Genomic DNA, 24,077 nt, shown 5'->3' on the forward strand with positions numbered 1-24,077 from the left:
CGACTCAATGCCACAGTCCTTCGAATACGACGTTCTCATTATCGGCAGCGGCGCTGCCGGTCTGACCGTAGCGCTCAATCTGCCAGAGCACCTCAGCGTGTGCGTGGTCAGCAAGGCAGACATCAGCTCCGGCGCCACACTCTGGGCCCAGGGCGGCATTGCTGCGGTGATTGATGCTGCCGACTCCGTTGAAAACCATATCCTGGATACCCTCAACGCCGGCGGCGGTCTGTGCCACGAAGATGCCGTGCGCTTTACCGTGGGGCACAGCAAAGAGAGCATCCAGTGGCTGATTGATTCGGGCGTAAAGTTCACCCGCCAGGATGACAGCGAAGACTACCACCTGACCCGCGAAGGTGGCCACAGCCACCGGCGCATCATCCATGCCGCCGACGCCACTGGTCATGCGGTGTCGACCACACTCGCCAGCCAGGCACAGGCTCGCCCGAATATTGACCTTAAAGCGGGCCGGGTGGCGGTGGACCTGATCACCAACCGCAAACTCGCCCTGCCAGGCAACCGATGCGTAGGCGCCTACATACTGAACCTGGAAGATAACCACGTAGAACTGTTCCGCGCCCGGTTTACCGTGATTGCCACCGGCGGCGCCTCCAAGGCCTACCGCTACACCACCAATCCGGACGGTGCATCCGGCGACGGCATCGCCATGGCCTGGCGGGCCGGGTGCCGGGTAGCCAACATGGAATTCAACCAGTTTCACCCCACCTGCCTGTACCATCCACATGCCAAATCGTTTCTGATTACCGAAGCGGTTCGTGGCGAAGGCGGCGTGCTGAAACTGCCAGACGGCAGCCGATTCATGGACCGGTTCGACAAACGTGCCGAACTGGCGCCCCGGGATATCGTCGCCCGGGCCATCGACCATGAAATGAAACGCCTGGGTGCCGACCATCTGTACCTGGACATCAGCCACAAACCGGCGGATTTCATCAAGCACCACTTCCCCACCATTTATGAAAAGTGTCGGGAGTTTGGCATCGACATCACCAGGGAGCCCATTCCGGTGGTGCCGGCCGCCCATTACACCTGCGGCGGCATTGTCAGCGACGAACGGGCTCGCACCGACATCAACCAGCTGTATGTGGTGGGCGAAGCTGCCTTCACCGGCCTGCACGGTGCCAACCGCATGGCCAGCAACTCCCTGCTGGAATGCCTGGTGTACGGCCGCGCTGCCGCCGCTGACATCGCCCGGCGGGAATCCGACATACCGGAGCCGCCCATCGCACCGGACTGGGATGAAAGCCAGGTACGGGACTCCGATGAAGACGTTGTGATTTCCCACAACTGGGACGAATTACGTCATTTCATGTGGGACTACGTGGGCATTGTGCGCACCACCAAACGTCTGCAGCGGGCCAAGCACCGGGTGGATCTACTGTCCCGGGAGATCGGCGAGTTCTACAGCAATTACCGGGTTACCAATGACCTGATCGAGCTGCGTAACCTGGTGACGGTTGCCGACCTGATCATCTGCTCGGCCCTACAGCGAAAGGAAAGCCGCGGCCTGCATTACACACTGGACTACCCGGGCCTGCTGAACGATCCGCAAGACACGGTTCTGGTACCCACCACTTATCGCACGCTGTCACCCTGACGGGCTGACAGGGAGACTCCACTGTTTTTCAAGGCAACCGACTATGTCAGACACCAATGCGTCCAACGACCATACCGAATTTCACCGCCTGTGGTGGCACAGCCGCCGGGGCATGCTGGAACTGGATGTTCTGCTGCTGCCCTTCCTGGAGGAAGCGTACCGGGATCTCGAGCCGGACGACCAGGCCCGATACAAGAAACTGCTGAGCTGCGAAGACACCGATATGTTCGAATGGTTCATGCAACGCAGCCGGCCGGAAGACCCGGATCTTCAGCGCATCGTTGACATCATCCTGAACCGTGTCCAGCCGGATTAATCTGACTCTATCCCCCTCCGGCATCGCGGGCCTGCTGGCCAGTGCACCCTGGATACTGCTCAGCGCTTTCGCCCTTGGTTCGGCACTGGAAACCAGCCTCTGGTTACTGATGGCAGTGCCGGTCACAATCGCTTTCGCTTGGCGAAACTTCCGGCGCTATGGCCTGTTACGCGGGCCCAAGGCCATTAAGGCCCTGCGCACCGACAGCGGCGGCATAACCTGCCAGTTCGGCGATGACCATGAGACACCCGTTCGGGTCTGCGCCTCAAGTACCCTGGGTGCGTCCTGCCTGATCTTGAAACTCCACCCCCAAGACTCCAGATCAGGTAGCATCATGGTAATGATTACCGGCAAGATCGGGCCATTCCAGGCCAATGCTCCCGAGCATGAGTTTCGACGCCTGCGGGTATGGCTGAGAATCGGCCATACGCGTAACGCACACTGAACTCCGCTGACCCAACATGGAGATCACGATGAACCCCACGGAAAACCCTCGGCCACACTACTCGCCTGACGCCGGGTACACACAGCTCACCAACAGACTGGTGGTGCGCATCAGCGGCCCCGGCGCCGACAAGTTTGTCCAGGGCCAGTTTTCCCAGCATGTGGATGAGGTGACACAGACCCAGTCGTTGCGGGCAACCGCCTGCACACCCAAGGGACGAGCTTACTGCGTAACCCGCATGGTACGGCACGGCCAGGACCTGTTGATGGACCTGGATACAGAACTGGCGGATGACACCCTTAGCCACCTCCGCAAGTACCTGATGCTGTTTCGTGGGACCAGCATGGACGTGCTGCCTTCCGCCCGAATCCTTGGCCTGATCGGTAAACCCGCCGCCATCACTGCCTGCGGAGACGCAGCCGAATCGCTTTCCCGGCCGGGGCAGACGCTGGCCACCGGTTCCGGAATCCTGATTCGAATCGAGGATACCAGTGACCAGACGGCCCGCTACGAATGGTGGCAGCTTGAGGGAGATCAACCGCTGCCGGAGGAACTGCCCGAGTTATCCATGGCACACTGGAACGCTTCCAGTATTTCCGCCGGCGTGCCTTGGCTAACGGCCCAGACCCGGGAGGCCTATGTTCCGCAGATGCTCAACCTGCAACACCTGCAAGGCGTTCATTTCAAGAAGGGCTGCTACACCGGTCAGGAAGTGATCGCCAGAATGCACTTTCTGGGGCAGCTCAAGAAGAGCTTGTTCCGGTTGCGTTTTGAGGGTTCCGACACTGCACCGGAACCGGGCACCAGGCTACTGAGCGAGGGCAAGAACGTTGGCGAGGTAGTTAACGCAGAGCTCACGTCTGAACAGGCTGGTGAGATGCTGGCGGTTATCCGGCACGACGCTCAGCAAGGCACCCTGGCGCTGGAGGGCATGGACTCGGTGACCGTGACCATGCGCCCCTTGCCTTACCCGGTGCCCGAGCAACAGCCCGCAACGCAGGCAGATACATAAGTTGACAGGAAAAACCGGAAAAATTTGCTATAAATTAAACCACATACCGGTTTACCCCGTGCGCGCGAGCAGCGCACCCAGACAAGCGGAACGTTACTGACCATGGCCAACATTGTAGATACCATCAAGGCTGACCTGACCGACGCCATTGAGAACGACAAACTGGTGCTGCCAACGCTGCCGGAGGTGGCGCTTCAGGTTCGGGACATCGCCGAGTCCGAAGACTCGGCGATCGCTGACCTGGTCAAGGTCATCAGTAACGACACAGCCCTCTCTGCCCGGATTATCCGCGTGTGCAACAGCCCGCTATTCCGGGGTAGCCGCGCTATTGAAAACCTGAACATGGCGGTCAGCCGCCTTGGCATGGCCTACACCAGCAACCTGGCCATGGGTCTGGCCATGGAGCAGATGTTCCAGGCCACCTCAGACATGGTCGACAAGCGGCTGCGCGCCACCTGGCAAACCAGCACTGAAGTGGCCGGCGTATGCCACGTTCTGGCCCAGCATTACACCAAGCTCAAACCGGATCAGGCCACGCTGGCGGGGCTTGTGCACCTGATTGGGGTGCTGCCGATTCTGCGCTATGTGGAGGACAGGGACATCCAGATCAGTAGTATCATGCTGGATAATGTCATTGATCAGCTGCACCCGCGCATTGGCGCGCTGATTCTCAAGAAGTGGGATTTCCCGAGTGATCTTCAGAATGTCCCGCTGGAGTATGCCAATTTCCAGCGCGAGGTGCCGGCGGCGGATTATGCCGATCTGGTGATGGTGGCGAATCTGCAACTGGTGGCGGGTACCGATCACCCTTGGACGGAGATGGATTGGAATACCATTCCCGCCTTTGGGCGTTTGGGGTTGGATCCGAATATCGACATGAGCGAGGAGGAGGATCTCAACGCTCAGATGGAAGCGGCGATGGCGTTGCTTCAGTAAGTTCCATCGATACACGGAACATCGAGGAGCTTGCCCCGTCTCCGGGGTTGGGGCATGCTCCCAAAACACGCTGTAAATACGTCCTTGTACGCTCGGCTCCGCCATCCCTGGCTCCGCACGGTTTTGGGAGCATGCCCCAACCCCGAAGACTACCTTTGCGTTAAGCCTCAGCCTTTTTATAAGCCTCCAGCAACTTAACCCTGCTCGGCAGTGACCAATCAACTTGAGCTATTCCCTGTCTCTGCAGCCAGTCATTAGCTTGCGAGAAGTGCTGACAACCGAAAAATCCTCGATAAGCACTCAGCGGTGACGGGTGCGGTCCTTCCAGAACCAGATGGCGATTGCGGTCAATGTGCCGGCCTTTCTTCCTGGCGTAGCTGCCCCAGAGCAGAAACACCACACCATCCCGCTCCCGGTTGATGGTTTCGATCACTTTGTCGGTGAAGGTCTCCCATCCCCTGTTCTGGTGCGCACCAGCGTTGCCCTGTTCGACGGTGAGCACCGCGTTCAGGAGTAATACGCCCTGTTCTGCCCAGGGTTGCAGGCAGCCGTGGTCTGGCGGGGTGATGGCAAGGTCGGTTTCGATTTCTTTGAAGATGTTCACCAGGGACGGCGGCGTGGGCACGCCCGGGCGGACGGAGAAGCAGAGGCCGTGGGCCTGGCCGGGGCCGTGGTAGGGGTCCTGGCCGAGGATGACGACTTTGACCTGGTTCAGGGGGGTGCTGTTCAGGGCGTTGAAGCAGTGTCTTTGCTCCGGGAACAGTACTTTACCCGCCTGTTCCTGGGCGGCCAGGAATTCGGCCAGTTGCAGCATGTAGGGCTGGCGGAACTCGTCCGCCAGCCACTGGTCCCAGCCGCGACCGGGCTTCAGTTGTTGAGCCAGTGCCTCGGCAGGGTGCATGGGCTTACTCGCTTTCCGGTTTCTGTTCGGCTTTGTGCTCGGGGCGCATGGCCGGGAACAGGATCACGTCGCGGATGGACGGTGAGTTGGTCAGCAGCATGGCCAGGCGGTCGATACCGATGCCCTCGCCGGCGGTCGGCGGCAGGCCGTATTCCAAGGCCATGACGTAGTCGTCGTCGTAGAACATGGCTTCGTCGTCTCCGGCGTCTTTCTCTGCCACCTGGGCCTGGAAGCGTTCGGCCTGGTCTTCGGCATCGTTCAACTCGGAGAAGCCGTTGGCGATCTCGCGGCCACCCACGAAGAACTCGAAGCGCTCGGTCACGAACGGGTCGCTGTCTTTGCAGCGGGCCAGTGGAGAGATCTCTTTCGGGTATTCGGTGATGAAGGTTGGCTGCATCAGGCGGTGCTCGGCCGTCGCCTCGAAGATCTCGATCTGCACCTTGCCCAGGCCCCAGATGTCTTTCACATGGATACCCAGGTTCTTCGCCACGGCACGGGCCTGCGCGTCGTCTGCCAGCTGCTCGCGGGTAATGTCCGGGTTGTAGCGCAGGATGGCGTCAACCACGGTCAGGCGCTCGAACGGCTTGCCGAAATCGTATTCGATGGTTTCTTCGCTGCCGTCCTTGAGCACCCGGGTGTTGATCACCGTGGTGGTGCCCAGCACTTTCTGGGCGATGGTGCGCAGCATGTCTTCGGTCAGGTCCATCAGGTCGTTGTAGTCGGCGTAAGCCTGGTAGAACTCGACCATGGTGAACTCGGGGTTGTGCCGGGTGGACAGCCCTTCGTTACGGAAGTTGCGGTTGATCTCGAACACTCGCTCAAAGCCACCAACCACCAGGCGCTTGAGGAACAGCTCCGGGGCAATCCGCAGGTACATGTCGATGCCCAGGGCATTGTGATGGGTCACAAACGGACGTGCGGTGGCGCCGCCGGGGATCACCTGCAGCATGGGGGTTTCCACTTCCATGAAGTCACGGTCGGTGAAGTACTGGCGCATGGCGTTGATGATCTTCGAGCGAGCGTGGAACACGCGGCGGCTGTCTTCGTTCACCATCAGGTCCACGTACCGGTGGCGGTAGCGGGCTTCGGTGTCGGTCAGGCCCTTGTGCTTCTCCGGCAACGGGCGCAGGGACTTGGTCAGCAGCACGTACTCGTCCATGGTGACATACAGGTCGCCCTTGCCGGATTTCGACAGGGTACCGCGCACGCCCACGATGTCACCCATGTCCCAGTGCTTGGTGTCTTTCTGTACATCCTTGGAGGCGTAGATCTGGATACGGCCCGTCATGTCCTGAACCACCTTGAACGCCTTGCGGTCGAGCATCATGCGGCCGGCAATGGCCACTTTGATACCCAGGGACTCCAGCTCTTCCTTGGATTTGTCACCGTATTTTTCCTGCAGCTCGGCAGCGGTGGCATCGCGACGGAAGTCGTTCGGGAACGGATTGCCCTGCTCGCGCATGTTTGCCAGTTTGGCGCGGCGCTCGGCAATCAGCTTGTTGTCCTCGGGCTGTGCAGCGTTCTGGGTGTGTTCAGTCATGTTGGCTCACTAAGAAGTCGGGATTGTCCGGGTGTGGGTGAATGGCGCTGATTACAGCGCCATCTTCAGACTGGCTTCAATAAACTTGTCGATGTCGCCATCCAACACCGACTGGGTGTTGCTGGTTTCCACCTTGGTGCGCAAGTCCTTGATACGGCTATCGTCCAGCACGTAGGAACGGATCTGGCTACCCCAGCCGATGTCAGACTTGGAGTCTTCGGCTTTCTGTTTCTCTTCGTTGCGCTTCTGCATTTCCAGCTCAAAGAGCTTGGCCTTGAGCTGCTTCATGGCCTGGTCTTTGTTCTGGTGCTGGCTTCGGCCAGCCTGGCAGGCAACAACAATGCCCGTGGGGTTGTGGGTCAGGCGCACCGCGGATTCGGTCCGGTTAACGTGCTGACCACCGGCACCGGATGCGCGGTACACATCGACCCGCAAATCCGCCGGGTTGATTTCGATTTCAAAGCTGTCATCCACTTCCGGGGACACAAACACGGAAGAGAAGGAGGTGTGGCGACGGTTACCGGAATCGAACGGGGACTTGCGCACCAGGCGGTGTACGCCGGTTTCGGTACGCAGCCAGCCGTAGGCGTAGTCGCCCTGGATGTGAATAGTGGCGCTCTTGATGCCGGCCACTTCACCTTCCTGCAGTTCGACGATTTCGGCCTTGAAACCACGGCGCTCGGCCCAGCGCAGGTACATGCGAAGCAGCATGTTGCCCCAGTCCTGGGCTTCGGTGCCGCCGGAGCCGGCCTGGATGTCCAGGTAGGCGTTGTTAGCATCCATTTCACCCGAGAACATGCGGCGGAATTCAAGTTTTTCCAGCTCACCATCGAGGCTTTCCAGGTCGGCCTGAATTTCGTCGACGGTGCCTTCATCATCCTCTTCCACGGCCATGTCGAGCAGACTCTCGGCATCGCTCAGGCCGTTGGTGAGGTTGTCGATGGTTTTGACGATCAGTTCAAGATCGGAGCGTTCTTTACCCAGGTTCTGGGCTCGCTCGGGATCGTCCCATACGGTGGGGAGCTCGAGTTCCCGTTCTACTTCGACCAGTCGTTCACTTCGCTGATCGTAGTCAAAGATACCCCCTCAGCGCTTCGGTGCGCTCGCGAAGCTCTTTGATCTTCGTCACTATGGGATTAATTTCCATGAAACCTTGTCTCGCTTTGGAAAATGGTGCGATAAAAACAGAGGGCGGATTCTACCGGAATTTGCGGGGTAAATCAGCAAGGGGAAACTACGGAGTCCGGGGCTTTCAACTTTGCCGCTAGCACCAGAACTTTGGCGGAAGCACAGGATGGGTGGGGTGCTGTTCGGGAGACACTGTAAATACATCCCTGTACGCTTAGCGAAAACATCCCTGTTTTCGATACTCCCGAACAGCACCCCACCCATCCTGCGCCCATGCATGGTTCTGGGATTCCCCACTCGCCGGCTACAAAGGGGTCTGACCCCTCGGGGTCAGACCCCACCCTTCTCTAGCGCCAATCTCCAACGAGAGTTCAGCCCAATGGCTCCAGATAATCCACCAACAACTGAAGGTTGGTTCTCCCCCGAAAGGTATTGGCATCCGGCTTGTAAACCACCCGCGCGCCACTCCGGGTAAAGTCCGGCACCTCAGGCCCCGTATTGAAGGCGATGCCATCAATAATGCCGCCTCCCTCAACAGGCTGCAGCACCAGTTTTAGATGGTTCTCGCCGACAATCCGCTGGCTCACCACCCGGAATTCGCCATCAAACACCGGCTCGGGGAAATGCTGCCCCCAGGGGCCGGCGCGTTTGAGCAGGTAGGCGGTGTCCAGGTTCAGTTCGTCTGGAGTCAAGGGGCCATCGGTGGTGATGGCGGCTTCCAGGTCTTCCGGTTTCAGGGTATCACGCACGGCCTGGTCGAAGGCGTTGCTGAAACGTTGGAGGTCATCCCTGGCGATGGTCATGCCGGCGGCCATGGCGTGGCCGCCGTATTTTTTCATCAGGCCTGGATTTTTCGCGTCTACCACGGCCAGAGCATCGCGGATGTGCAGGCCGGGGATGGAGCGGGCGGAGCCTTTGAGGTGTTCGCCGTCATCATCGGGGGCGAAGGCGATGGTGGGGCGGTGGGTCTGCTCGCGGATTCTGGCGGCCAGGATGCCGATTACGCCCTGGTGCCAGTCCTGGTCGAACAGGGCCAGCCCCCAGGGCAGGCCTTCGATGTCGAGGGACATGGAGGCAAGCAGGTCCTGGGCCTGGGTTTTCATGTCTTTTTCGATGCTGCGGCGTTCGCGGTTGAAGTTGTCCAGTTCCCGGGCCAGGCGCAGGGCTTCGTCGCGGCTGTCGGCGAGCAGGCAGGCGATGCCGATGCTCATGTCGTCCAGCCGGCCGGCGGCGTTCAGGCGCGGGCCAACCACGAAGCCGAGGTCCGTAGCGCTGATTTCGGTGTAGTCGCGGCCAGCCACTTCCAGCAGGGCCAGGATGCCCGGTCGGGCTTCGCCTTTGCGGATGCGGCGGATGCCCTGCTCTACAAAAATCCGGTTGTTGTGGTCCAGCGGTACTACGTCTGCCACGGTACCCAGGGCCACCAGGTCCAGCAGGTTACCCAGGTTGGGCTCCGGGTCTGGCAGCAGGTTGTTGTCCCGCAGGTGTTTGCGCAGGGCGGTGAGCACGTAGAACATCACGCCAACACCGGCAGCGTTCTTGCTCAGGAACGGGCAGCCAGGCTGGTTGGGGTTAACGATGGCATCGGCGTCTGGCAGTTCGTCACCGGCCAGGTGGTGATCGGTGATGACCACCTTGATGCCCAGTTCCCGGGCAGCACGCACACCTTCGATGGCGGAAATACCGTTATCGACGGTAACGAGCAAGTCGGGTAAATCGCCTTCGTCCTGTAACCGGTGAATGATGCCCGGCGTCAGGCCGTAGCCATCGGAGAAGCGGCTGGGCACCCGGAAATCAATGGCTGCAACACCGAGCATGGACAGCCCGAGCATGGCGACGGCAGTGCTGGTAGCGCCATCGGCATCGAAATCCCCCAGCACCATCACCCGCTGCTTCTGGGCAACGGCCTCGGCCAGCAGTTCAACCGCGCGATCTATGCCACGCAACTGCATGGGCGACGCCAGGTGTTTCAGGGTGTACTGGAGCTGGTCGTCGGAATGCACACCGCGGGCGGCGTACAGGCGGCGAAGGATGGGGGGCAGGTTTTGCCCCCAGCCCGTCACGTCTGACGGCTGGGGGCGACGCAGGATTTTTTTAGGAGTCATGCCGGATCAGGCGTTCTTCCAATGCTTGGCGATAAAGCCCTGCACCTCGGACACGTTGTTATCCAGCACGGTGTAGCGCTCTTCACGCTCAAACAGGTCCGCCATGTGGGCCGGCAGTTGCGGCTTCACAACCAGGCCAGACTCGGCGATGGCGTCCGGGAACTTGGCCGGGTGAGCGGTACCCAGGGTAATCATCGGTACAGTGCTGTCGCGGCGGCAGTTGCGGGCGGCGCGCACGCCGATGGCGGTGTGCGGGTCCAGCAGGTATTCGTTCTTCTCGTAGATGTCCCGAATGGTGTCGCAGGTGGTTTTGTCGTCCACCGCGTCGCTGTCAAACAGCTTACGGGCATGCTTCCAGCGGTAGTCTTCGATGCTGACCGGACCCTTGGCTGCCCGCTCCAGCAGATCTTTCACCGCCGCACCGTCACGACCGTGCAGGTCAAACAGAAGGCGCTCGAAGTTGCTGGACACCATGATATCCATGCTCGGCGACAGGGTATGCTCCAACTGATGCTGCTCATACTTGTTGCCGCTCATGAAGCGATGCAGTATGTCGTTGCGGTTGGTGGCAATCACCAGTTGGGAAATCGGCAGGCCCATTTTCTTGGCCAGGTAACCGGCAAAAATGTCACCGAAGTTGCCGGTGGGTACCGAGAACGCCATGCTACGATCCGGGCCACCCAGGGCCAGGGACGCCTGGAAGTAGTAAACGATCTGGGCCATGATCCGCGCCCAGTTAATGGAGTTCACCGCTGCCAACTGGGTTTTGCCACTCAGGAAGGACTGGTTGCCGAAGCTTTCTTTTACCATGCGCTGGCAGTCATCGAAGTTACCCTTGACCGCGATGTTATGGATGTTGTCACCCTGCACCGTAGTCATCTGCCGGCGCTGTACTTCCGATACTCGCTGGTACGGATGCAGGATAAAAATATCCACATGCTCGCAACGGCGGCACCCTTCGATGGCGGCAGAGCCGGTATCACCGGAGGTGGCACCCATGATCACCACGTGCTGCTTGCGTTTCTCGAGGACGTAATCCAGCAGCCGACCCAGCAGCTGCAGGGCAAAGTCCTTGAACGCCAGCGTGGGGCCGCGGAACAGCTCCATCACCCATTCATTGGTGTCCAGCTGAACCAGGGGCGCGACCGCCTGATGACTGAATACGCTGTAGGTTTCGCCCAGCATCTTGCGGAAATCATCCGCTGGAATGGCGTCTTCCACAAACGGGTACATCACTTTGTAAGCCAGCTCTGCATAAGGGAGCCCACGCCAGCTGCGGATTTCTTCCACACTGAAGTGCGGCAGTGATTCCGGCACATACAGGCCGCCGTCTGTGGCCAGGCCTGTCAGAAGAACGTCTTCAAAGCCCAGAGCGGGCGCTTCACCCCGTGTACTGATGTATCTCACGTGCGTACCTGTCAGTTAAAGTTTTCAGCGCGGATGCGGACAACCTTGCCATCGATGTCGGCCAGGGCTTCCATTTCCTCGATGGCCAGGTTCATCTGGCGTTCCTGAACGGTGTGGGTCAGGATGATGACCGGGATGCGGCCATCCTTGAATTCGGATTCTTTCTGCATGATCGATTCGATGTTGATGCCATGCTCACTCAGGATCGCGGCAATCTTGGCCAGCACACCCGGATGGTCGAAGGCCTGAATACGCAGGTAGTAAGCCGACTGCACATCTTCCATAGGCAGAACCGACAGGTCTTCCAGAGCCTCCGGGCTGAAGCCCAGATAGGGAACACGCTGCTGACTGCTGCTTGCAACCGCGCGGGCTACGTCAACGATGTCTGCGATCACCGCAGATGCTGTGGCCTCGTCACCGGCACCAGGGCCGTAGTACATGGTCTGCCCTACCGCATCGCCATCTACCAGCACCGCATTGAGCACGCCATCCACCTGGGCAATCAGGTGACTTTGCGGCACCAGCGTTGGGTGGACACGCAATTCAATACCGTCATCACGGCGACGAGCAATACCCAGGTGCTTTACCCGGTAGCCGAGGAGCTCGGCATGGGAAATGTCGTAAGGCGTAATGCCGGAAATGCCTTCGGTGTAGGCTTTCTCGAACTGCAGCGGAACGCCAAAACCTGACGCTGCGAGGATGGTCAGCTTGTGGGCTGCATCAATGCCTTCCACATCGAAGGTCGGGTCTGCCTCTGCGTAACCCAGGGCCTGGGCCTCTTTCAACACTTCACCGAATTCACGACCTGCGCGCATCTCGGTCAGGATGTAGTTACCTGTGCCGTTGATGATGCCGGCAATGGTGTCGATGCGGTTGGCCGCCAGGCCTTCACGTACCGCCTTGATCACCGGAATGCCACCGGCAACGCCGGCTTCGTAAGCGACAACAACGCCGGCCTTCTCCGCCGCCTCAAAAATCTCGTTGCCGTGCACAGCAATCAGCGCCTTGTTGGCGGTCACCACATGCTTGCCCTGGGCAATAGCAGCCAGCACCAGCTCTTTGGCGGCATCATAACCACCAATCAGTTCAACCACGATATCAATATCAGGATCATTCACCACATCGAAGATGTCGGTACTGAAAGGAACGCTGCCAAGCTCCAGGTCATCCCGGCTATGGCGACTGGCCACCCGGGTAATCCGGATATTGCAGCCCGCACGCCCCGCAATAATCGCGGCATTGCGAGTCAGGACATTGAATGTACCGCCGCCAACGGTTCCCAGTCCGCAAATTCCGACATTAACGTCTTTCAAGCTCTCACCTCTGATCCCGATGGGGTGCTGATGGATTGCAACAAAGGGCAATAGTATACCGATTCGGGGCCCTCTGAATAAGCCCTGAATCCGTTGCAGTTAACACGATAAACGTCGGAGCTGTGCGACAGCTCCGGGGTAAATCACAGAATCCCTAGACCCTCGGCCAGGTTTCGCGCAGGTACGTAGCCCCGGACCATGTTACCGTCTTCGAGAAGAATGGCCGGTGTACCGGTGACCCCTACCTGGCCACCCAGGCGGTACTGTTCCTCGACCGGGTTATCACAGCTTTTCTGGGGCACGGACTTTCCACCCTTGGCTGCGTCCATCGCTTCCTGCTGATCCTCAGCGCACCAGACCGACACGTACTTTGTGAACGAGGGAGTTCCAGGGCCGGAACGAGGGAAACCATAGTAGTTCACGGTGATGCCATAGTCGTTTAACTGCGGCACTTCGTCATGCATTTTCCGGCAGTAGGGGCAATCAATGTCGGTAAACACATCAATGACCGCCTTCTGCTCCCCCTTCGCCGGGTAGGTAATCACACCCTTGCCGGCAAACGCGGCCATCTGCTCTTTCCGTTGCCCGGCCCGCGACGCCTCTGACACGTTAGCTATACCGCTGTCGGTAATCTTCAGCAGATCTCCGGTCAGCAGGTATACACCGTCGGCCGTGGTGTAAATGGTGTCGCCATTGTTGCTTTGCACTTCGTAAAGACCAGCCGCCTCCGATTCCCGCACCGAGGTCACTTTCAGACCAGGCACCGCATCCATCAGGCGCTTGGCAATTCGATCCTCGGCGTCGGCAGCACTCGCCCCGGAAACCCAGGTCAGCGACATCACCAGACCCGCCACAACGGCCACAATATTCAGATTCATAGGGTTAACTTACCTTCTGTGTTTGTAATTTCGAAACCTTGTGATGCGACACCGCCACTCAGCAAAAGTTCATCCGGCTAACATACCAGATTAGCCCCGGGGATGGTGTGCCTGGTGCAAATCCTGAAGCCGCTGGCGCGCCACATGGGTGTAGATCTGAGTCGTCGAAAGATCGGAATGTCCCAGCAGCATCTGCACCACCCGCAAATCAGCACCGTGATTAAGCAGATGCGTGGCAAAGGCATGGCGCAGGGTATGCGGAGAAATAGGCTTATGGATGCCTGCGCGAATTGAATAATGCTTGATTCGATGCCAGAAGGTCTGGCGAGTCATGGCCGCGGCCCGATTACCGGGAAACAGGGCGTTACTGCTTTTGCCCTTCAACAACTCGTTGCGGGCCTCTTTCATGTAGCGAACCAACCAGTCCACGGCTTCTTCACCCAAGGGCACTAGCCGTTCTTTGCCGCCTTTACCACTGATGCGGACAACCCCTTGACGCAGATTAACCTGATCAACCGTCAACCCGGTCAGCTCAGATACCCGCAGTCCGCAACCGTACAGAATTTCCAACATGGCCCGGTCGCGCAGCTCTATTGGCTCCTGCGGGTCCGGCTCTGTGAGCAAGGCATCCACATCATCTTCAGTCAGGGTATCCGGCAGCCGCCGGGGCAACCGCGGGCTGTCGATTCTGAGGGTGGGATCTTCGGCAATCAGGCCTTCACGCAGCAGGAAGCGATAAAAACGACGAATGCCAGACAACCGCCGGGCTGCAGTACTGGTTTTGAGGCCATCCGCAAGCCCTCTCGACATCCAGGCCAGAAGATCGGTGCGCCTGGCATCACGGAGTACTGGGCTACCTGGCTGGGTCTGCAACCAATCGGCCAGCCTGAACAAATCACTGGCATAGGCTTGACGGGTTTTCTCACCCAGGCCATCTTCCAGCCAGATGGCATCGGAAAACCGGGTTATCAACTGCTCATCGTCTGGCCGGGGCAAGATGACACCTCTTCACTGGCTGCCTGTCGGCATTACAGCATAAAAAAAGCAGCCCCTCGAGGCTGCTTTTTTTGTTACTGATCAGCCAGAAGCTTGAATCAGTTAAGCTTTTCCTTGATACGAGCCGCCTTACCAGACAGATCGCGCAGGTAGTAAAGCTTGGCCTGACGCACGTCGCCGCGACGCTTCACGCTCACGCTGTCAATCAGCTTGGAGAAGGTCTGGAAAGTACGCTCAACGCCCACGCCGTAAGAGATCTTACGAACAGTGAAGGAAGAGTTCATGCCACGGTTGCGCTTGCCGATAACCACGCCTTCAAACGCCTGCAGACGCTCACGGTTACCTTCAGTTACGCGAACCTGAACAACCACGGTGTCACCCGGCGCGAACGCAGGGATTTCCTTGGTCATCTGTTCTGCTTCAAGTTGACTGATGATGTTGTTCTTGCCGCTCATCGTAATGCTCCTGATACCCAATCTTTCAATGCCCTGATGACTCAGAGACACCCGGTTCGTTAAAAATTTCTTCCAGAAGCTGACGCTCTTCTTCCGTAAGCACCCGCTTTTCCAGCAGGTCGGGGCGTCGCTCCCGGGTTCGCCTCAACGATTCTTTCAATCGCCAACGCCGGATCTGTTCATGGTGACCGCCCAAAAGAACTTCCGGCACCGCCTGACCTTCGTAAACCTCGGGCCGGGTATAGTGCGGACAATCCAGCAAACCGTCAGCGAAGGAATCCTGCTCCGCTGACTGCGCATGACCCAGCGCTCCGGGGATGAGGCGTGTTACCGCATCAATCACAGCCATCGCCGCCAGTTCGCCGCCTGAGAGGACAAAATCCCCCAGAGACACTTCCCGGTCGACTTCCGCCGATATCAGGCGCTCATCTACGCCTTCATAACGACCGGCAACGAGAATCAGCTGCTGTTCGGCGGCCAGAGACTCCACCACCGACTGATCCAGCCTTTCACCTTGCGGCGAAAGGAAGACCACACAGGCCTTGCCGGGTGCCGATGCCCTGGCCTCATGGATGGCATCCCTGAGAGGCTGAATTTTCATCAGCATTCCGGGGCCGCCGCCATAGGGCCGATCATCCACCGTGCGATGTCGGTCGTGGGTATAATCCCGGGGATTCCAGCAGTTGAAGGTCAGTAACCCTTCACGAACTGCCCTGCCGGTAATACCGTAATCCGTCACCGCAGAAAACATTTCCGGGAACAGACTGACCGCGCCAATCCACACCCGTCAGAACTCCGGATCCCAGTCGACCACCATGCGCGAGTTGTCCAGATCTACCCCGTGAACCACCTGATCAGGCAGATAGGGGATAAGCCGTTCGCGCTGGTCAATGGAGCTCGCCGTTGCGCGCACCACCAGGACATCGTTGGAGCCTGTTTCCAGCAGGTGATGCACCTTACCCAGGCACTCACCCTCAACCGTGAACACTTCAAGCCCCTCCAGCTGGTGCCAATAGAATTCCCCTTCAGGCAATTCCGGCAACTGCTCGGTTGGAACCCGGATCTCGGCACCGCCATAGGTACGGGCCAGCTCACGATCATCAACACCTTTAAGCCTGACGACGATCCCCTGCCCCTGGCGGCGACCCTCCTCAAGCTTTACCGGGATACGCTTACCGTCCAGGACCAGGGTCCAGTCACGATAAGCCAGTATCCCTTCCCGGGGATCAGTATAAGAGAAGACTTTAAGCCAACCCTTGACCCCGAACACCGAGGTGATCTGGCCGATCACAGTTTCCTGTGGATGCTGTGTCATGCCTGTCAAACCCCGGTCTTTACGTGCAATTAACCAGCAGTTTTAAGCAGCTGGGCAACGCGATCGCTTGCCTGGGCGCCCTGGCCCAGCCAGAAATCAACGCGCTCACGATTTACACGCAGACGCTCTTCCTGGCCGCGGGCAACCGGGTTAAAGAAACCAACACGCTCAATGAAACGGCCGTCACGGGAGTTACGGCTGTCAGTGACTGTCAGATGGTAGAACGGGCGCTTCTTGGAGCCGCCACGAGCCAAACGGATTGTTACCATTTCGACCAATATCCTGTTCTGTTGTACGAACTTTGTACGATTCACGTCATGCCGACTGGCGGCTGACGAGAAGACCCATACTCGAAAGGGGCGCTATTCTATGTCAAAAAAGCGCCAATGAAAACAGGGAAACGCCAGGTTTCCCTATTTTATATGTAAGGCTTTTTACATACGGCCGAACGGGGGCATGCCACCACCGCCGCCGGGCGGCATCATACCACCAAGACCACGCATCATGTTGGCCATTCCGCCTTTCTTACCAAACTTCTTCATCATCTTCTGCATCTGCTTGTGCTGCTTCAGCAGTCGATTCACATCCTGTATCTGGGTACCGGAGCCGGCGGCAATGCGGCGCTTGCGGGAGTTGTTGATCACATCCGGGTAGCGCCGCTCTTTGGGCGTCATGGAGCAGATAATGGCCTCCATCTGGCCAACCGACTTGTCATTCACCTGTTGCTGCGCCATCTGGGCCATCTGCCCCATGCCCGGCAACTTGTCCAGCAGACCGCCAATACCTCCCATGCTCTTCATTTGCTGGAGCTGGTCACGAAAATCCTCCAGATCAAACCCCTTACCCTTCTTGATCTTTTTGGTAAGTTTCTCGGCCTTCTTCTTATCCAGCTTGCGCTCCGCTTCCTCAATAAGAGAAAGCACATCTCCCATCCCCAGGATGCGGGAGGCGACACGGTCCGGATAAAACGGCTCCAGAGCATCAGACTTCTCGCCAACACCCAGGAACTTGATCGGCTTACCAGTGATGTGGCGCACAGACAGCGCAGCACCGCCCCGGGCATCACCATCGGTCTTGGTCAGCACCACGCCGGTCAGCGGCAGAGCATCGTTGAACGCCTTGGCGGTATTCGCGGCATCCTGACCGGTCATGGCGTCAACCACGAACAGGGTTTCCACCGGGTTCACGGCCTTATGCAGCCGACCGATCTCTCCCATCATCTGCTCGTCCACGTGCAGGCGACCGGCGGTATCGAGAATCACCACATCGATATGCTTGCGCCGCGCCGCCTCTATGGCACCGTTCGCAATATCCACAGGGTCCTGTTCGGTGGTGCTGGGGAAAAACTCGACGCCCACCTCACCGGCCAGGGTTTCCAGCTGCCGGATGGCCGCTGGCCTATAGATGTCGGCACTGACCACCAGCACGGATTTTTTCTGACGCTCTTTGAGGAAACGGGAAAGCTTCGCCACCGTCGTGGTTTTACCAGCACCCTGAAGGCCGGCCATCATGATTACCGCCGGCGGACGGGCAGACAGGTTCAGGGATTCATTGCCCTCGCCCATCACACGCTCCAGCTCCTGCTGGACAACCCTTACAAACACCTGACCCGGCGTGAGGCTGCGCTGGACTTCCTGTCCAATAGCGCGCTGCCGGACACCTTCGATGAAATCCTTGACTACCGGCAGCGCGACGTCCGCTTCCAACAGCGCCATACGAACTTCGCGAAGCGTGTCTTTGATGTTGTCGTCGGTCAGGCGTGCCTGGCCGGAGATCTTGCGCAAGCTACCGGATAGCCGGTCCTGGAGGTTCTCAAACATGTTGCTCTTCCGTACCCCGGAGAAATTGTTCACACAAATCAAGAAGCCAGCCCGGGCTGCTTGATTCCTGTTGCATAATCGCGACATTATACCCAGACTACGGAGCCTCTGAACAACTCCGTGCCCGCTTTCATTACAAGGCAACACACTAAGGATGTCATGGGAACGCTGATTCTCGCGGTTACCGCACTCTTTCTTTACAGCGTTGGAACCGCCCTGCAGGCGCTGCATTTCAGGGGGCGGGTACAGAGTAATCTGGCCATCACCACCCTGATTGGCATCCTGGCACTGATTGCCCATGGCCTGCTGATTGCCCAGACCGTGCACATGGATGGTGGCTTCGATTTGAGCTTCTTCAAAAGTTCCGTGCTCATATCCTGGCTGATCGTGTTTCTGTTGTTGGGGCTCAACCTGACCAAGCCGGTCGCAAGCCTGTTCCTCGGAGCCTACCCTATCGCAGCACTGACGATTGTCATGGCGCTGATCACCCACACCCCCTCCCGCCTTGTGCCAGACCAGAGCTATGGCATGCTGTCGCACATCGCCCTATCAGTGACCGCCTACAGCCTGTTCACCCTGGCCGCCATTCAGGCGGTGCTGCTGTATTTCCAGAACCGGCAGCTCAAGCACAACTACAACAGCCTGCTGGTCCGCAACCTGCCACCGCTGCAAACCATGGAGTCCCTGCTGTTTGAAATGGTCTGGGCGGGCGTTGTTCTGCTGGTGCTGGCCATTGTGACTGGCGCAGTCTTTATCGAAGACCTGTTCGCCCAGGACCTGGCCCACAAAACGCTGTTTTCCATGCTCTCGCTTATGGTGTTTATTGGCCTGCTGGTAGGCCGGTACACCAAAGGGTGGCGGGGAATGACGGCCAGCCGCTGGACTCTGGCCGGGTGCGCCTTGCTCATGCTGGCATTCTACGGCAGCAAATTCGTACTGGAACTGCTGTTCCAGAGAGGCGGCTGACCACCTGAATCGCTTGACACCACAAACCAATTCACCCTATTTTCCACTCTTGTCGTCAATATAAGGGCTTTTCTTTTGAACGAAACATCGCTGACGGCGCTGTTCATTCTTCTTGTCTGCCTGATTATCCTTTCAGGCTTCTTTTCCAGCTCAGAGACGGGAATGATGTCCCTCAACCGGTACCGCCTGAAACACATGGCGAAAACCGGCCACAAAGGTGCGCTCCGGGCGCAGAAACTCCTGAACAGGACCGACCAGCTGATTGGCGTCATCCTGATCGGCAACAATTTCGTGAACATCTTCGCCTCGGCCATCGCCACAGTGATCGCCATCCGGATCTGGGGTGATGCCGGCATCGCGATAGCCACCGTTCTGCTCACCATCGTTATCCTGATCTTTGCCGAAGTTACCCCGAAAACATTGGCCGCCCTGTTCCCGGAGAAAATTGCTTTTCCTGCCAGCTTCGTGCTCAGGCCGTTACTAAGGATCCTCTACCCACTGGTGTGGTCCGTCAACCTGTTCACCACCGGCATTTTGCGCGTGCTCGGCGTATCTTCAGCCCAGGCCACGGAGGATCACCTGAGCCGCGAGGAACTCAGAACTGTCGTCAATGAAGCCGGCGCGCTGATTCCCGCCAAACACAAAGATATGCTGGTTAGCATACTGGATCTGGAAAAAGTCACGGTGAACGACATAATGGTGCCCCGCAATGAAGTAGCGGGTATCGACCTGGACGACGACACGGACACTATCGTCCGCCAACTTAGAAGCAGTCAGCACACCCGGCTCCCTGTATTCAAGGGCGATATCAACAATATTCAGGGCATCCTTCATATGCGCAGCGCCGCAAAGCTGCTGCAAGAGCCGGAAATCAACAAAGCTATGGTGATGCAGCTAAGCCAGGAGCCCTATTTCATTCCGGAAAGCACTCCCCTGAATACCCAGCTTCTCAATTTCCAGAAGGGCCGGCGCCGCTTTGGCATCGTGGTGGATGAATACGGAGAGGTTCTGGGCCTGGCGACACTGGAAGACATCCTTGAAGAAATTGTGGGCGAGTTCACCACCGATTACTCCGCCACTTCACAAGACATCATTCCACAGGATAACGGCACCTATATCATCGACGGCGGCACAGCGGTCAGATCCATCAACAAGACCCTGGGCTGGAAACTGCCCACCGACGGACCAAAAACCCTGAACGGCCTGATCACCGAAACCCTGGAAAACATTCCGGAAACCAACGTCTGCCTCAAAGTGGGTGGCCATCGGGTGGAGGTGCTACAGATCAAGGACAACGTGGTGAAAGCGGCGATTGTGCACCCCAAACGCCTCGGCAAACGCTCCCGGCCGGCCCTTGAGCCGAGACCGGCTCGATGAATCAAACACGGCCGAAAAGGCCGGCTTTTTGAATGACGTCCCAGGTTAGCGTTTATTCATGTTAATCCGACCAAAAATGCGCTAAATTTAACCAATAATTTAGAATAGAAGAAGAGCAAGCTCGGTCATGTATCCGGTTGAGGCGTAAACAGGAGTCGGCCATGAACAAGCAGTCCGGCATACATTACCTCCGCGAACACCGGGAAGCAGCCAGCTCCCGGCCGGTTCCTGCGGAGGTAACCCGTATCCGTGACACGGTTGTCGCGGGATTGGGAGATTTGCTGCAAGGGGCTTTTGACGCTGTCGATGATTCACTCTTCGAACTGGCGAATAATGCCCGTAGTAACAACGAGCAGAACCGGTACTTTGAAGCGATGCGGGAAATCCGCATAAAGCGCAAAGGGGTTGAACGGCATTTCCAGAACGCCGTTGCCCAGTTCTTTGCCAACCCACCCCACGCCGGACAGCTGCAAACGCCGGACGCCACCCAGCAGGCAAGTGCAGACACCCTGTCTCTGGTCGGCAATGATGACCTGGAAGAACAGGTTGCCCTGAATGCCATGATCACCAAGGCCAAGGCGCACTTCCAGGGGCCCCTGATTCAGCTGCAGGCAAGATTCACCGAAGTGTACCCGGACGCCACTGAAGAGGTGCCGGTTAACCCAATGGCACCGGAACACCTGTGCAGCGCGTTCACCGAGGCCATCCAGGCGCTGGAGATCCAGATTCGGGAGCGGCTGATCGTTCTCAAGCAGTTTGATCGCTACGTGGTGTCCAACCTGGGCATGCTGCTGGATGAAGCCAACCGAATACTGATTCAGGCCGGCGTCATCCCCAACTTCCGATTCCACGGCAAGGCTGGCCAACAGCAAAAAGCCTCAGGCAAGCCAGCCCAGGGCGAAGCGCCCAAGACCGGAGGCGGTGAGGCTGCCGCTTACGAGCAGAGACCTGAAGACACCGCCCTGTTTGATCAGATTCGCCAGATGCTGGCGCTGCAGAGGGCCAATTCAGGCCTGCCTCCACGTAGCGCGGACCCGGCCCTGCGGGTAGTCGGAGGACCTGAACTGGCAGATATGCTCAATTCCCTGCCTAGCTACGACAACCTTCAGGACAGCGAAGATCTAAGCACCGGCAAACCGGTGGAACTGGATCTCCGGCAGATCGTGCAGCAATTGCTGGCAAGAGCCGAAGGCCAGGATGGACGCAAGCCAGCACTGAATGAAGTAGACGAAGACCTGATCAACCTGGTCTCCATGCTGTTCGAGTTCATACTGGATGACTACAACCTGTCTGCTCCGGTACAGGTACTGATCAGCCGGCTGCAGATTCCGATATTGAAAGTGGTCATCAAGGACAAAAGCTTTTTCAGCAAGGCTACCCACCCGGCCCGCAAACTGCTCAACTCCCTTGCCCGCGCCGGTATTGGCTGGAGCTCCAGTGATGAAAAAGCCAGAGACAAGCTCTATGGCCAGATTCATAACGTCGTGCAGCGAATTCTCAACGAGTTTGACGGCGATGTCGCCCTGTTTGAAACCCTGAACCAGGAGTTCGAACAGTTCCTGGAGCGCGAAAACCGCAAGGCGTCTCTGGTGGAACAACGTACCCGGGAGTCTGAACGGGGCCGCATCAAGTCCCAGAAGGCCCAGGAAGCGGTCGACCGGCTGATCAAAGAAAAAGTCTCCCGATACCGCCTGCCCGAGCCGGTTCACGATATTCTGATTAATGGCTGGAGCCGGGTCATGTTTCTCGCCTACCTGCGTGACGACACCGAGCACCGCTGGCACGAGACGGCCCGGGTGGTGGACGACCTGATCTGGTGCCTGCATCCCCACGAGGAAGACGAAGAACGAGATCAATGGGTCCGGGTTGTCCCTGCCTTACTCAAGACACTCCGGGCCGGGCTGGAGGAAGTGTCTTACAACGCTTCTCGTCTGGACCAGATGATGGGGCAGCTTAAGCACCAACTGGCGGAAGCCTTCCGCACCAATGCGGCCATCGAGGCACGCCAGGACAGCCCTGAAGAGATCGAAGAAGAAGCGCCCACCGTGCATCAGACCGCCGTTGAGCGCCAGCAGGAACTGGAAGATGCTGCCATTGCGGAGTATGTAGCGAAGCTGGATGACATCGAGATCGGCAACTGGGTCGAGTTCAAGCTGGTCAACGGTACCAGCTTCCGATGTAAACTGTCTGCGGTTATCGAAGAGGCCGATTGTTTCGTGTTCGTCAATCGCATGGGCCTGAAGGTGATCGAGAAAACCAGGGTGGAACTGGCCCACGAAATGCGCCGGGGCCGCCTGACGCTTCTGGAACAGGGCGCCCTGATTGACCGTGCCTTGAATGCCGTCGTGGGCAACCTGCGCACCAAAACCGCCTGATTGCGATGTCAGAGCCAGGCCTTCGACCTCCGTCGATCCCGGCGTCCTATCGGCTGGTTCTGGCCATATCCTTGGCCCTGACAGTGCACACCTTGCTACTGGCCGGGTTTCCCTCACCCCTGAGGGAAGCCCGGGAGTTCAGTCATCGCCTGGTGTTTACCCTCCAGTCCCCGGCCTCCGAAACCAGCACCGCATCCAGCCCCAACGCCGCTGAACCACAACTCCCGAGGCATCCGGATTTTACCGTTGAGGCCCCTGAGCAAATAACGACTGACTCAGCAAACCGACCCGTTGCCGAGCCTGGCTCGACCCAAACCGCACAGCCCAGCCCAGAGCCAGCAGCCAGAACCGAATCCAGCCGACCCCGCTCACAACAGCAACCTGCCAGCCCTGAATCGGCGGCCTCCACACCGTCAACCTCAACCACCACAGATGAGCCGGAAGCGATTCAGCGGATAGCCCTGTCGCCGTCAGAGCAGGACCCATACCTGATTCTGCTGGCCACCCATCTGGCAGAACAATTGGAGCGGCAGCGGGTGCCTGCGATTGCGGGCCTGCAGGAGACACTCACCATGGAACTGGAACTCAGGCTTCTCGACAATGGCGCCCTCACCCGGGCACGGGTTGTGGCGTCGACAGGCGTTCAGGGGATTGATGATGCAGCGTATCGTGCAGCGCTCGCTGCCAGCCCCTATCCGGAGCCAAAAGGAGAAGAGCGGGACCGCTTCGAGGTAAAGCTGGTGTTCACCCCGAAGCGCCGCTAAAAAAACTCAGGCTTCGGCTTGCTTGACCGCGTCTTTAACCGCCTTGGCCAGCTCACCGCTCTCGGACATTTCCAGAACGATGTCACAACCGCCCACCAGCTCACCACCAATGTAGAGCTGCGGGTAAGTCGGCCAGCTTGAATAAACTTTGAGGGCTTCGCGCAGCTCCTGATTGTCCAGAATGTTCACGAACGCAAACCGCTCACCGCACGCCATCAGAGCCTGAACGGTACGGGCGGAGAAACCGCACTGTGGTGCCTGCGGAGTGCCCTTCATGTAAAGAATGACCGGGTTCTCTTCGAGCTGGCTCTTGATGGTTTCATTGATATCCATGAACTCATACCTCTGGTTGAAATCAGGTTTACCGTTACACGGCACTTAACCGCTATTGTACACGGCGGGTCGATTAGCCA

Annotated in this window: 23 protein-coding genes; 9 read left to right on the top strand and 14 right to left on the bottom strand. The window is 58.4% G+C overall.

Going from position 1 to position 24,077, the window contains the following annotated elements; all coding sequences use genetic code 11:
- Window positions 1–7: 7 nt before the first annotated feature.
- The 5 genes from nadB (at window position 8) to ACZ5Q2_RS18235 (ending at window position 4,324) form a co-directional block, all read left to right on the top strand.
- Window positions 8–1,615 (top strand): L-aspartate oxidase, encoded by a 1,608-nt coding sequence (nadB, locus tag ACZ5Q2_RS18215; RefSeq protein ID WP_432210603.1) that lies wholly within the window; start codon window positions 8–10, stop codon window positions 1,613–1,615.
- Between the two features lie 43 nt (window positions 1,616–1,658).
- On the top strand, window positions 1,659–1,931 hold the full coding sequence (locus tag ACZ5Q2_RS18220) for an FAD assembly factor SdhE (RefSeq protein ID WP_061332284.1): 273 nt from the start codon (window positions 1,659–1,661) through the stop codon (window positions 1,929–1,931).
- The gene (locus ACZ5Q2_RS18225; protein WP_432210602.1) at window positions 1,915–2,376 is read left to right on the top strand and encodes a hypothetical protein; all 462 of its coding nucleotides are present in this window, start codon (window positions 1,915–1,917) and stop codon (window positions 2,374–2,376) included. Before ACZ5Q2_RS18220 ends, ACZ5Q2_RS18225 begins: the two co-directional genes overlap by 17 nt.
- A gap of 28 nt (window positions 2,377–2,404) precedes the next feature.
- Entirely contained in the window at window positions 2,405–3,388 is a 984-nt protein-coding gene (gene ygfZ / locus ACZ5Q2_RS18230) for a CAF17-like 4Fe-4S cluster assembly/insertion protein YgfZ (protein ID WP_432210601.1), read from the top strand.
- A gap of 102 nt (window positions 3,389–3,490) precedes the next feature.
- Entirely contained in the window at window positions 3,491–4,324 is an 834-nt protein-coding gene (locus ACZ5Q2_RS18235) for an HDOD domain-containing protein (protein ID WP_058091731.1), read from the top strand.
- A 160-nt stretch (window positions 4,325–4,484) separates the two neighbouring features.
- Here ACZ5Q2_RS18235 and ung read toward each other — a convergent pair whose 3' ends face one another.
- The 13 genes from ung to ffh all read right to left on the bottom strand — a co-directional run bounded on the left by ung (window position 4,485) and on the right by ffh (window position 18,182).
- Window positions 4,485–5,225, bottom strand: a complete 741-nt coding sequence (gene ung / locus ACZ5Q2_RS18240; RefSeq protein WP_342631980.1) for a uracil-DNA glycosylase — start codon at window positions 5,223–5,225, stop codon at window positions 4,485–4,487.
- Between the two features lie 4 nt (window positions 5,226–5,229).
- Complete coding sequence (gene lysS, locus ACZ5Q2_RS18245; protein ID WP_152437476.1) at window positions 5,230–6,765, bottom strand: lysine--tRNA ligase; 1,536 nt, start codon at window positions 6,763–6,765, stop codon at window positions 5,230–5,232.
- A 51-nt stretch (window positions 6,766–6,816) separates the two neighbouring features.
- A protein-coding gene (gene prfB, locus ACZ5Q2_RS18250; RefSeq protein WP_152437475.1) for a peptide chain release factor 2 occupies window positions 6,817–7,912 on the bottom strand; the annotation gives its coding sequence in 2 pieces (ribosomal slippage) (window positions 6,817–7,839 and window positions 7,841–7,912; 1,095 coding nt in all).
- A 352-nt stretch (window positions 7,913–8,264) separates the two neighbouring features.
- The gene (gene recJ, locus ACZ5Q2_RS18255) at window positions 8,265–9,998 is read right to left on the bottom strand and encodes a single-stranded-DNA-specific exonuclease RecJ (RefSeq protein ID WP_432210600.1); all 1,734 of its coding nucleotides are present in this window, start codon (window positions 9,996–9,998) and stop codon (window positions 8,265–8,267) included.
- A 6-nt stretch (window positions 9,999–10,004) separates the two neighbouring features.
- Window positions 10,005–11,405 carry a threonine synthase gene (gene thrC, locus ACZ5Q2_RS18260; RefSeq protein WP_432210599.1) on the bottom strand — a complete coding sequence of 467 codons (1,401 nt, stop codon included), beginning with the start codon at window positions 11,403–11,405 and terminating at the stop codon, window positions 10,005–10,007.
- A gap of 11 nt (window positions 11,406–11,416) precedes the next feature.
- Window positions 11,417–12,718, bottom strand: a complete 1,302-nt coding sequence (locus ACZ5Q2_RS18265; protein ID WP_106693506.1) for a homoserine dehydrogenase — start codon at window positions 12,716–12,718, stop codon at window positions 11,417–11,419.
- A gap of 143 nt (window positions 12,719–12,861) precedes the next feature.
- Window positions 12,862–13,596 carry a thioredoxin fold domain-containing protein gene (locus tag ACZ5Q2_RS18270; protein ID WP_286922232.1) on the bottom strand — a complete coding sequence of 245 codons (735 nt, stop codon included), beginning with the start codon at window positions 13,594–13,596 and terminating at the stop codon, window positions 12,862–12,864.
- A gap of 90 nt (window positions 13,597–13,686) precedes the next feature.
- The gene (gene xerD / locus ACZ5Q2_RS18275) at window positions 13,687–14,592 is read right to left on the bottom strand and encodes a site-specific tyrosine recombinase XerD (protein WP_061332294.1); all 906 of its coding nucleotides are present in this window, start codon (window positions 14,590–14,592) and stop codon (window positions 13,687–13,689) included.
- A 98-nt stretch (window positions 14,593–14,690) separates the two neighbouring features.
- Complete coding sequence (gene rplS / locus ACZ5Q2_RS18280) at window positions 14,691–15,047, bottom strand: 50S ribosomal protein L19 (protein WP_022988899.1); 357 nt, start codon at window positions 15,045–15,047, stop codon at window positions 14,691–14,693.
- A 25-nt stretch (window positions 15,048–15,072) separates the two neighbouring features.
- Window positions 15,073–15,831: a tRNA (guanosine(37)-N1)-methyltransferase TrmD gene (gene trmD, locus ACZ5Q2_RS18285; RefSeq protein WP_431474826.1), complete on the bottom strand. Its 759-nt coding sequence runs from the start codon at window positions 15,829–15,831 to the stop codon at window positions 15,073–15,075.
- A 3-nt stretch (window positions 15,832–15,834) separates the two neighbouring features.
- Window positions 15,835–16,362 carry a ribosome maturation factor RimM gene (rimM, locus tag ACZ5Q2_RS18290; protein WP_106693500.1) on the bottom strand — a complete coding sequence of 176 codons (528 nt, stop codon included), beginning with the start codon at window positions 16,360–16,362 and terminating at the stop codon, window positions 15,835–15,837.
- 29 nt (window positions 16,363–16,391) lie between these two features.
- Entirely contained in the window at window positions 16,392–16,631 is a 240-nt protein-coding gene (gene rpsP / locus ACZ5Q2_RS18295; RefSeq protein ID WP_058091782.1) for a 30S ribosomal protein S16, read from the bottom strand.
- Window positions 16,632–16,796: 165 nt separating this feature from the next.
- Entirely contained in the window at window positions 16,797–18,182 is a 1,386-nt protein-coding gene (gene ffh, locus ACZ5Q2_RS18300) for a signal recognition particle protein (RefSeq protein ID WP_432210598.1), read from the bottom strand.
- A 159-nt stretch (window positions 18,183–18,341) separates the two neighbouring features.
- Here ffh and ACZ5Q2_RS18305 point away from each other — a divergent pair, with 159 nt between their 5' ends.
- The 4 genes from ACZ5Q2_RS18305 (at window position 18,342) to ACZ5Q2_RS18320 (ending at window position 23,664) form a co-directional block, all read left to right on the top strand.
- Complete coding sequence (locus ACZ5Q2_RS18305; protein WP_061332298.1) at window positions 18,342–19,148, top strand: cytochrome C assembly family protein; 807 nt, start codon at window positions 18,342–18,344, stop codon at window positions 19,146–19,148.
- A gap of 75 nt (window positions 19,149–19,223) precedes the next feature.
- Complete coding sequence (locus ACZ5Q2_RS18310; RefSeq protein ID WP_061332299.1) at window positions 19,224–20,525, top strand: HlyC/CorC family transporter; 1,302 nt, start codon at window positions 19,224–19,226, stop codon at window positions 20,523–20,525.
- A gap of 161 nt (window positions 20,526–20,686) precedes the next feature.
- Window positions 20,687–22,900, top strand: coding sequence for a DUF1631 domain-containing protein (locus ACZ5Q2_RS18315; protein WP_061332300.1), 2,214 nt, complete (start codon window positions 20,687–20,689; stop codon window positions 22,898–22,900).
- A gap of 71 nt (window positions 22,901–22,971) precedes the next feature.
- The gene (locus ACZ5Q2_RS18320; RefSeq protein ID WP_432210597.1) at window positions 22,972–23,664 is read left to right on the top strand and encodes a TonB family protein; all 693 of its coding nucleotides are present in this window, start codon (window positions 22,972–22,974) and stop codon (window positions 23,662–23,664) included.
- 6 nt (window positions 23,665–23,670) lie between these two features.
- Here ACZ5Q2_RS18320 and grxD read toward each other — a convergent pair whose 3' ends face one another.
- Window positions 23,671–23,997: a Grx4 family monothiol glutaredoxin gene (gene grxD, locus ACZ5Q2_RS18325; protein WP_061332302.1), complete on the bottom strand. Its 327-nt coding sequence runs from the start codon at window positions 23,995–23,997 to the stop codon at window positions 23,671–23,673.
- Window positions 23,998–24,077: the final 80 nt, after the last annotated feature.

Source organism: Marinobacter alkaliphilus (genome assembly GCF_055394375.1).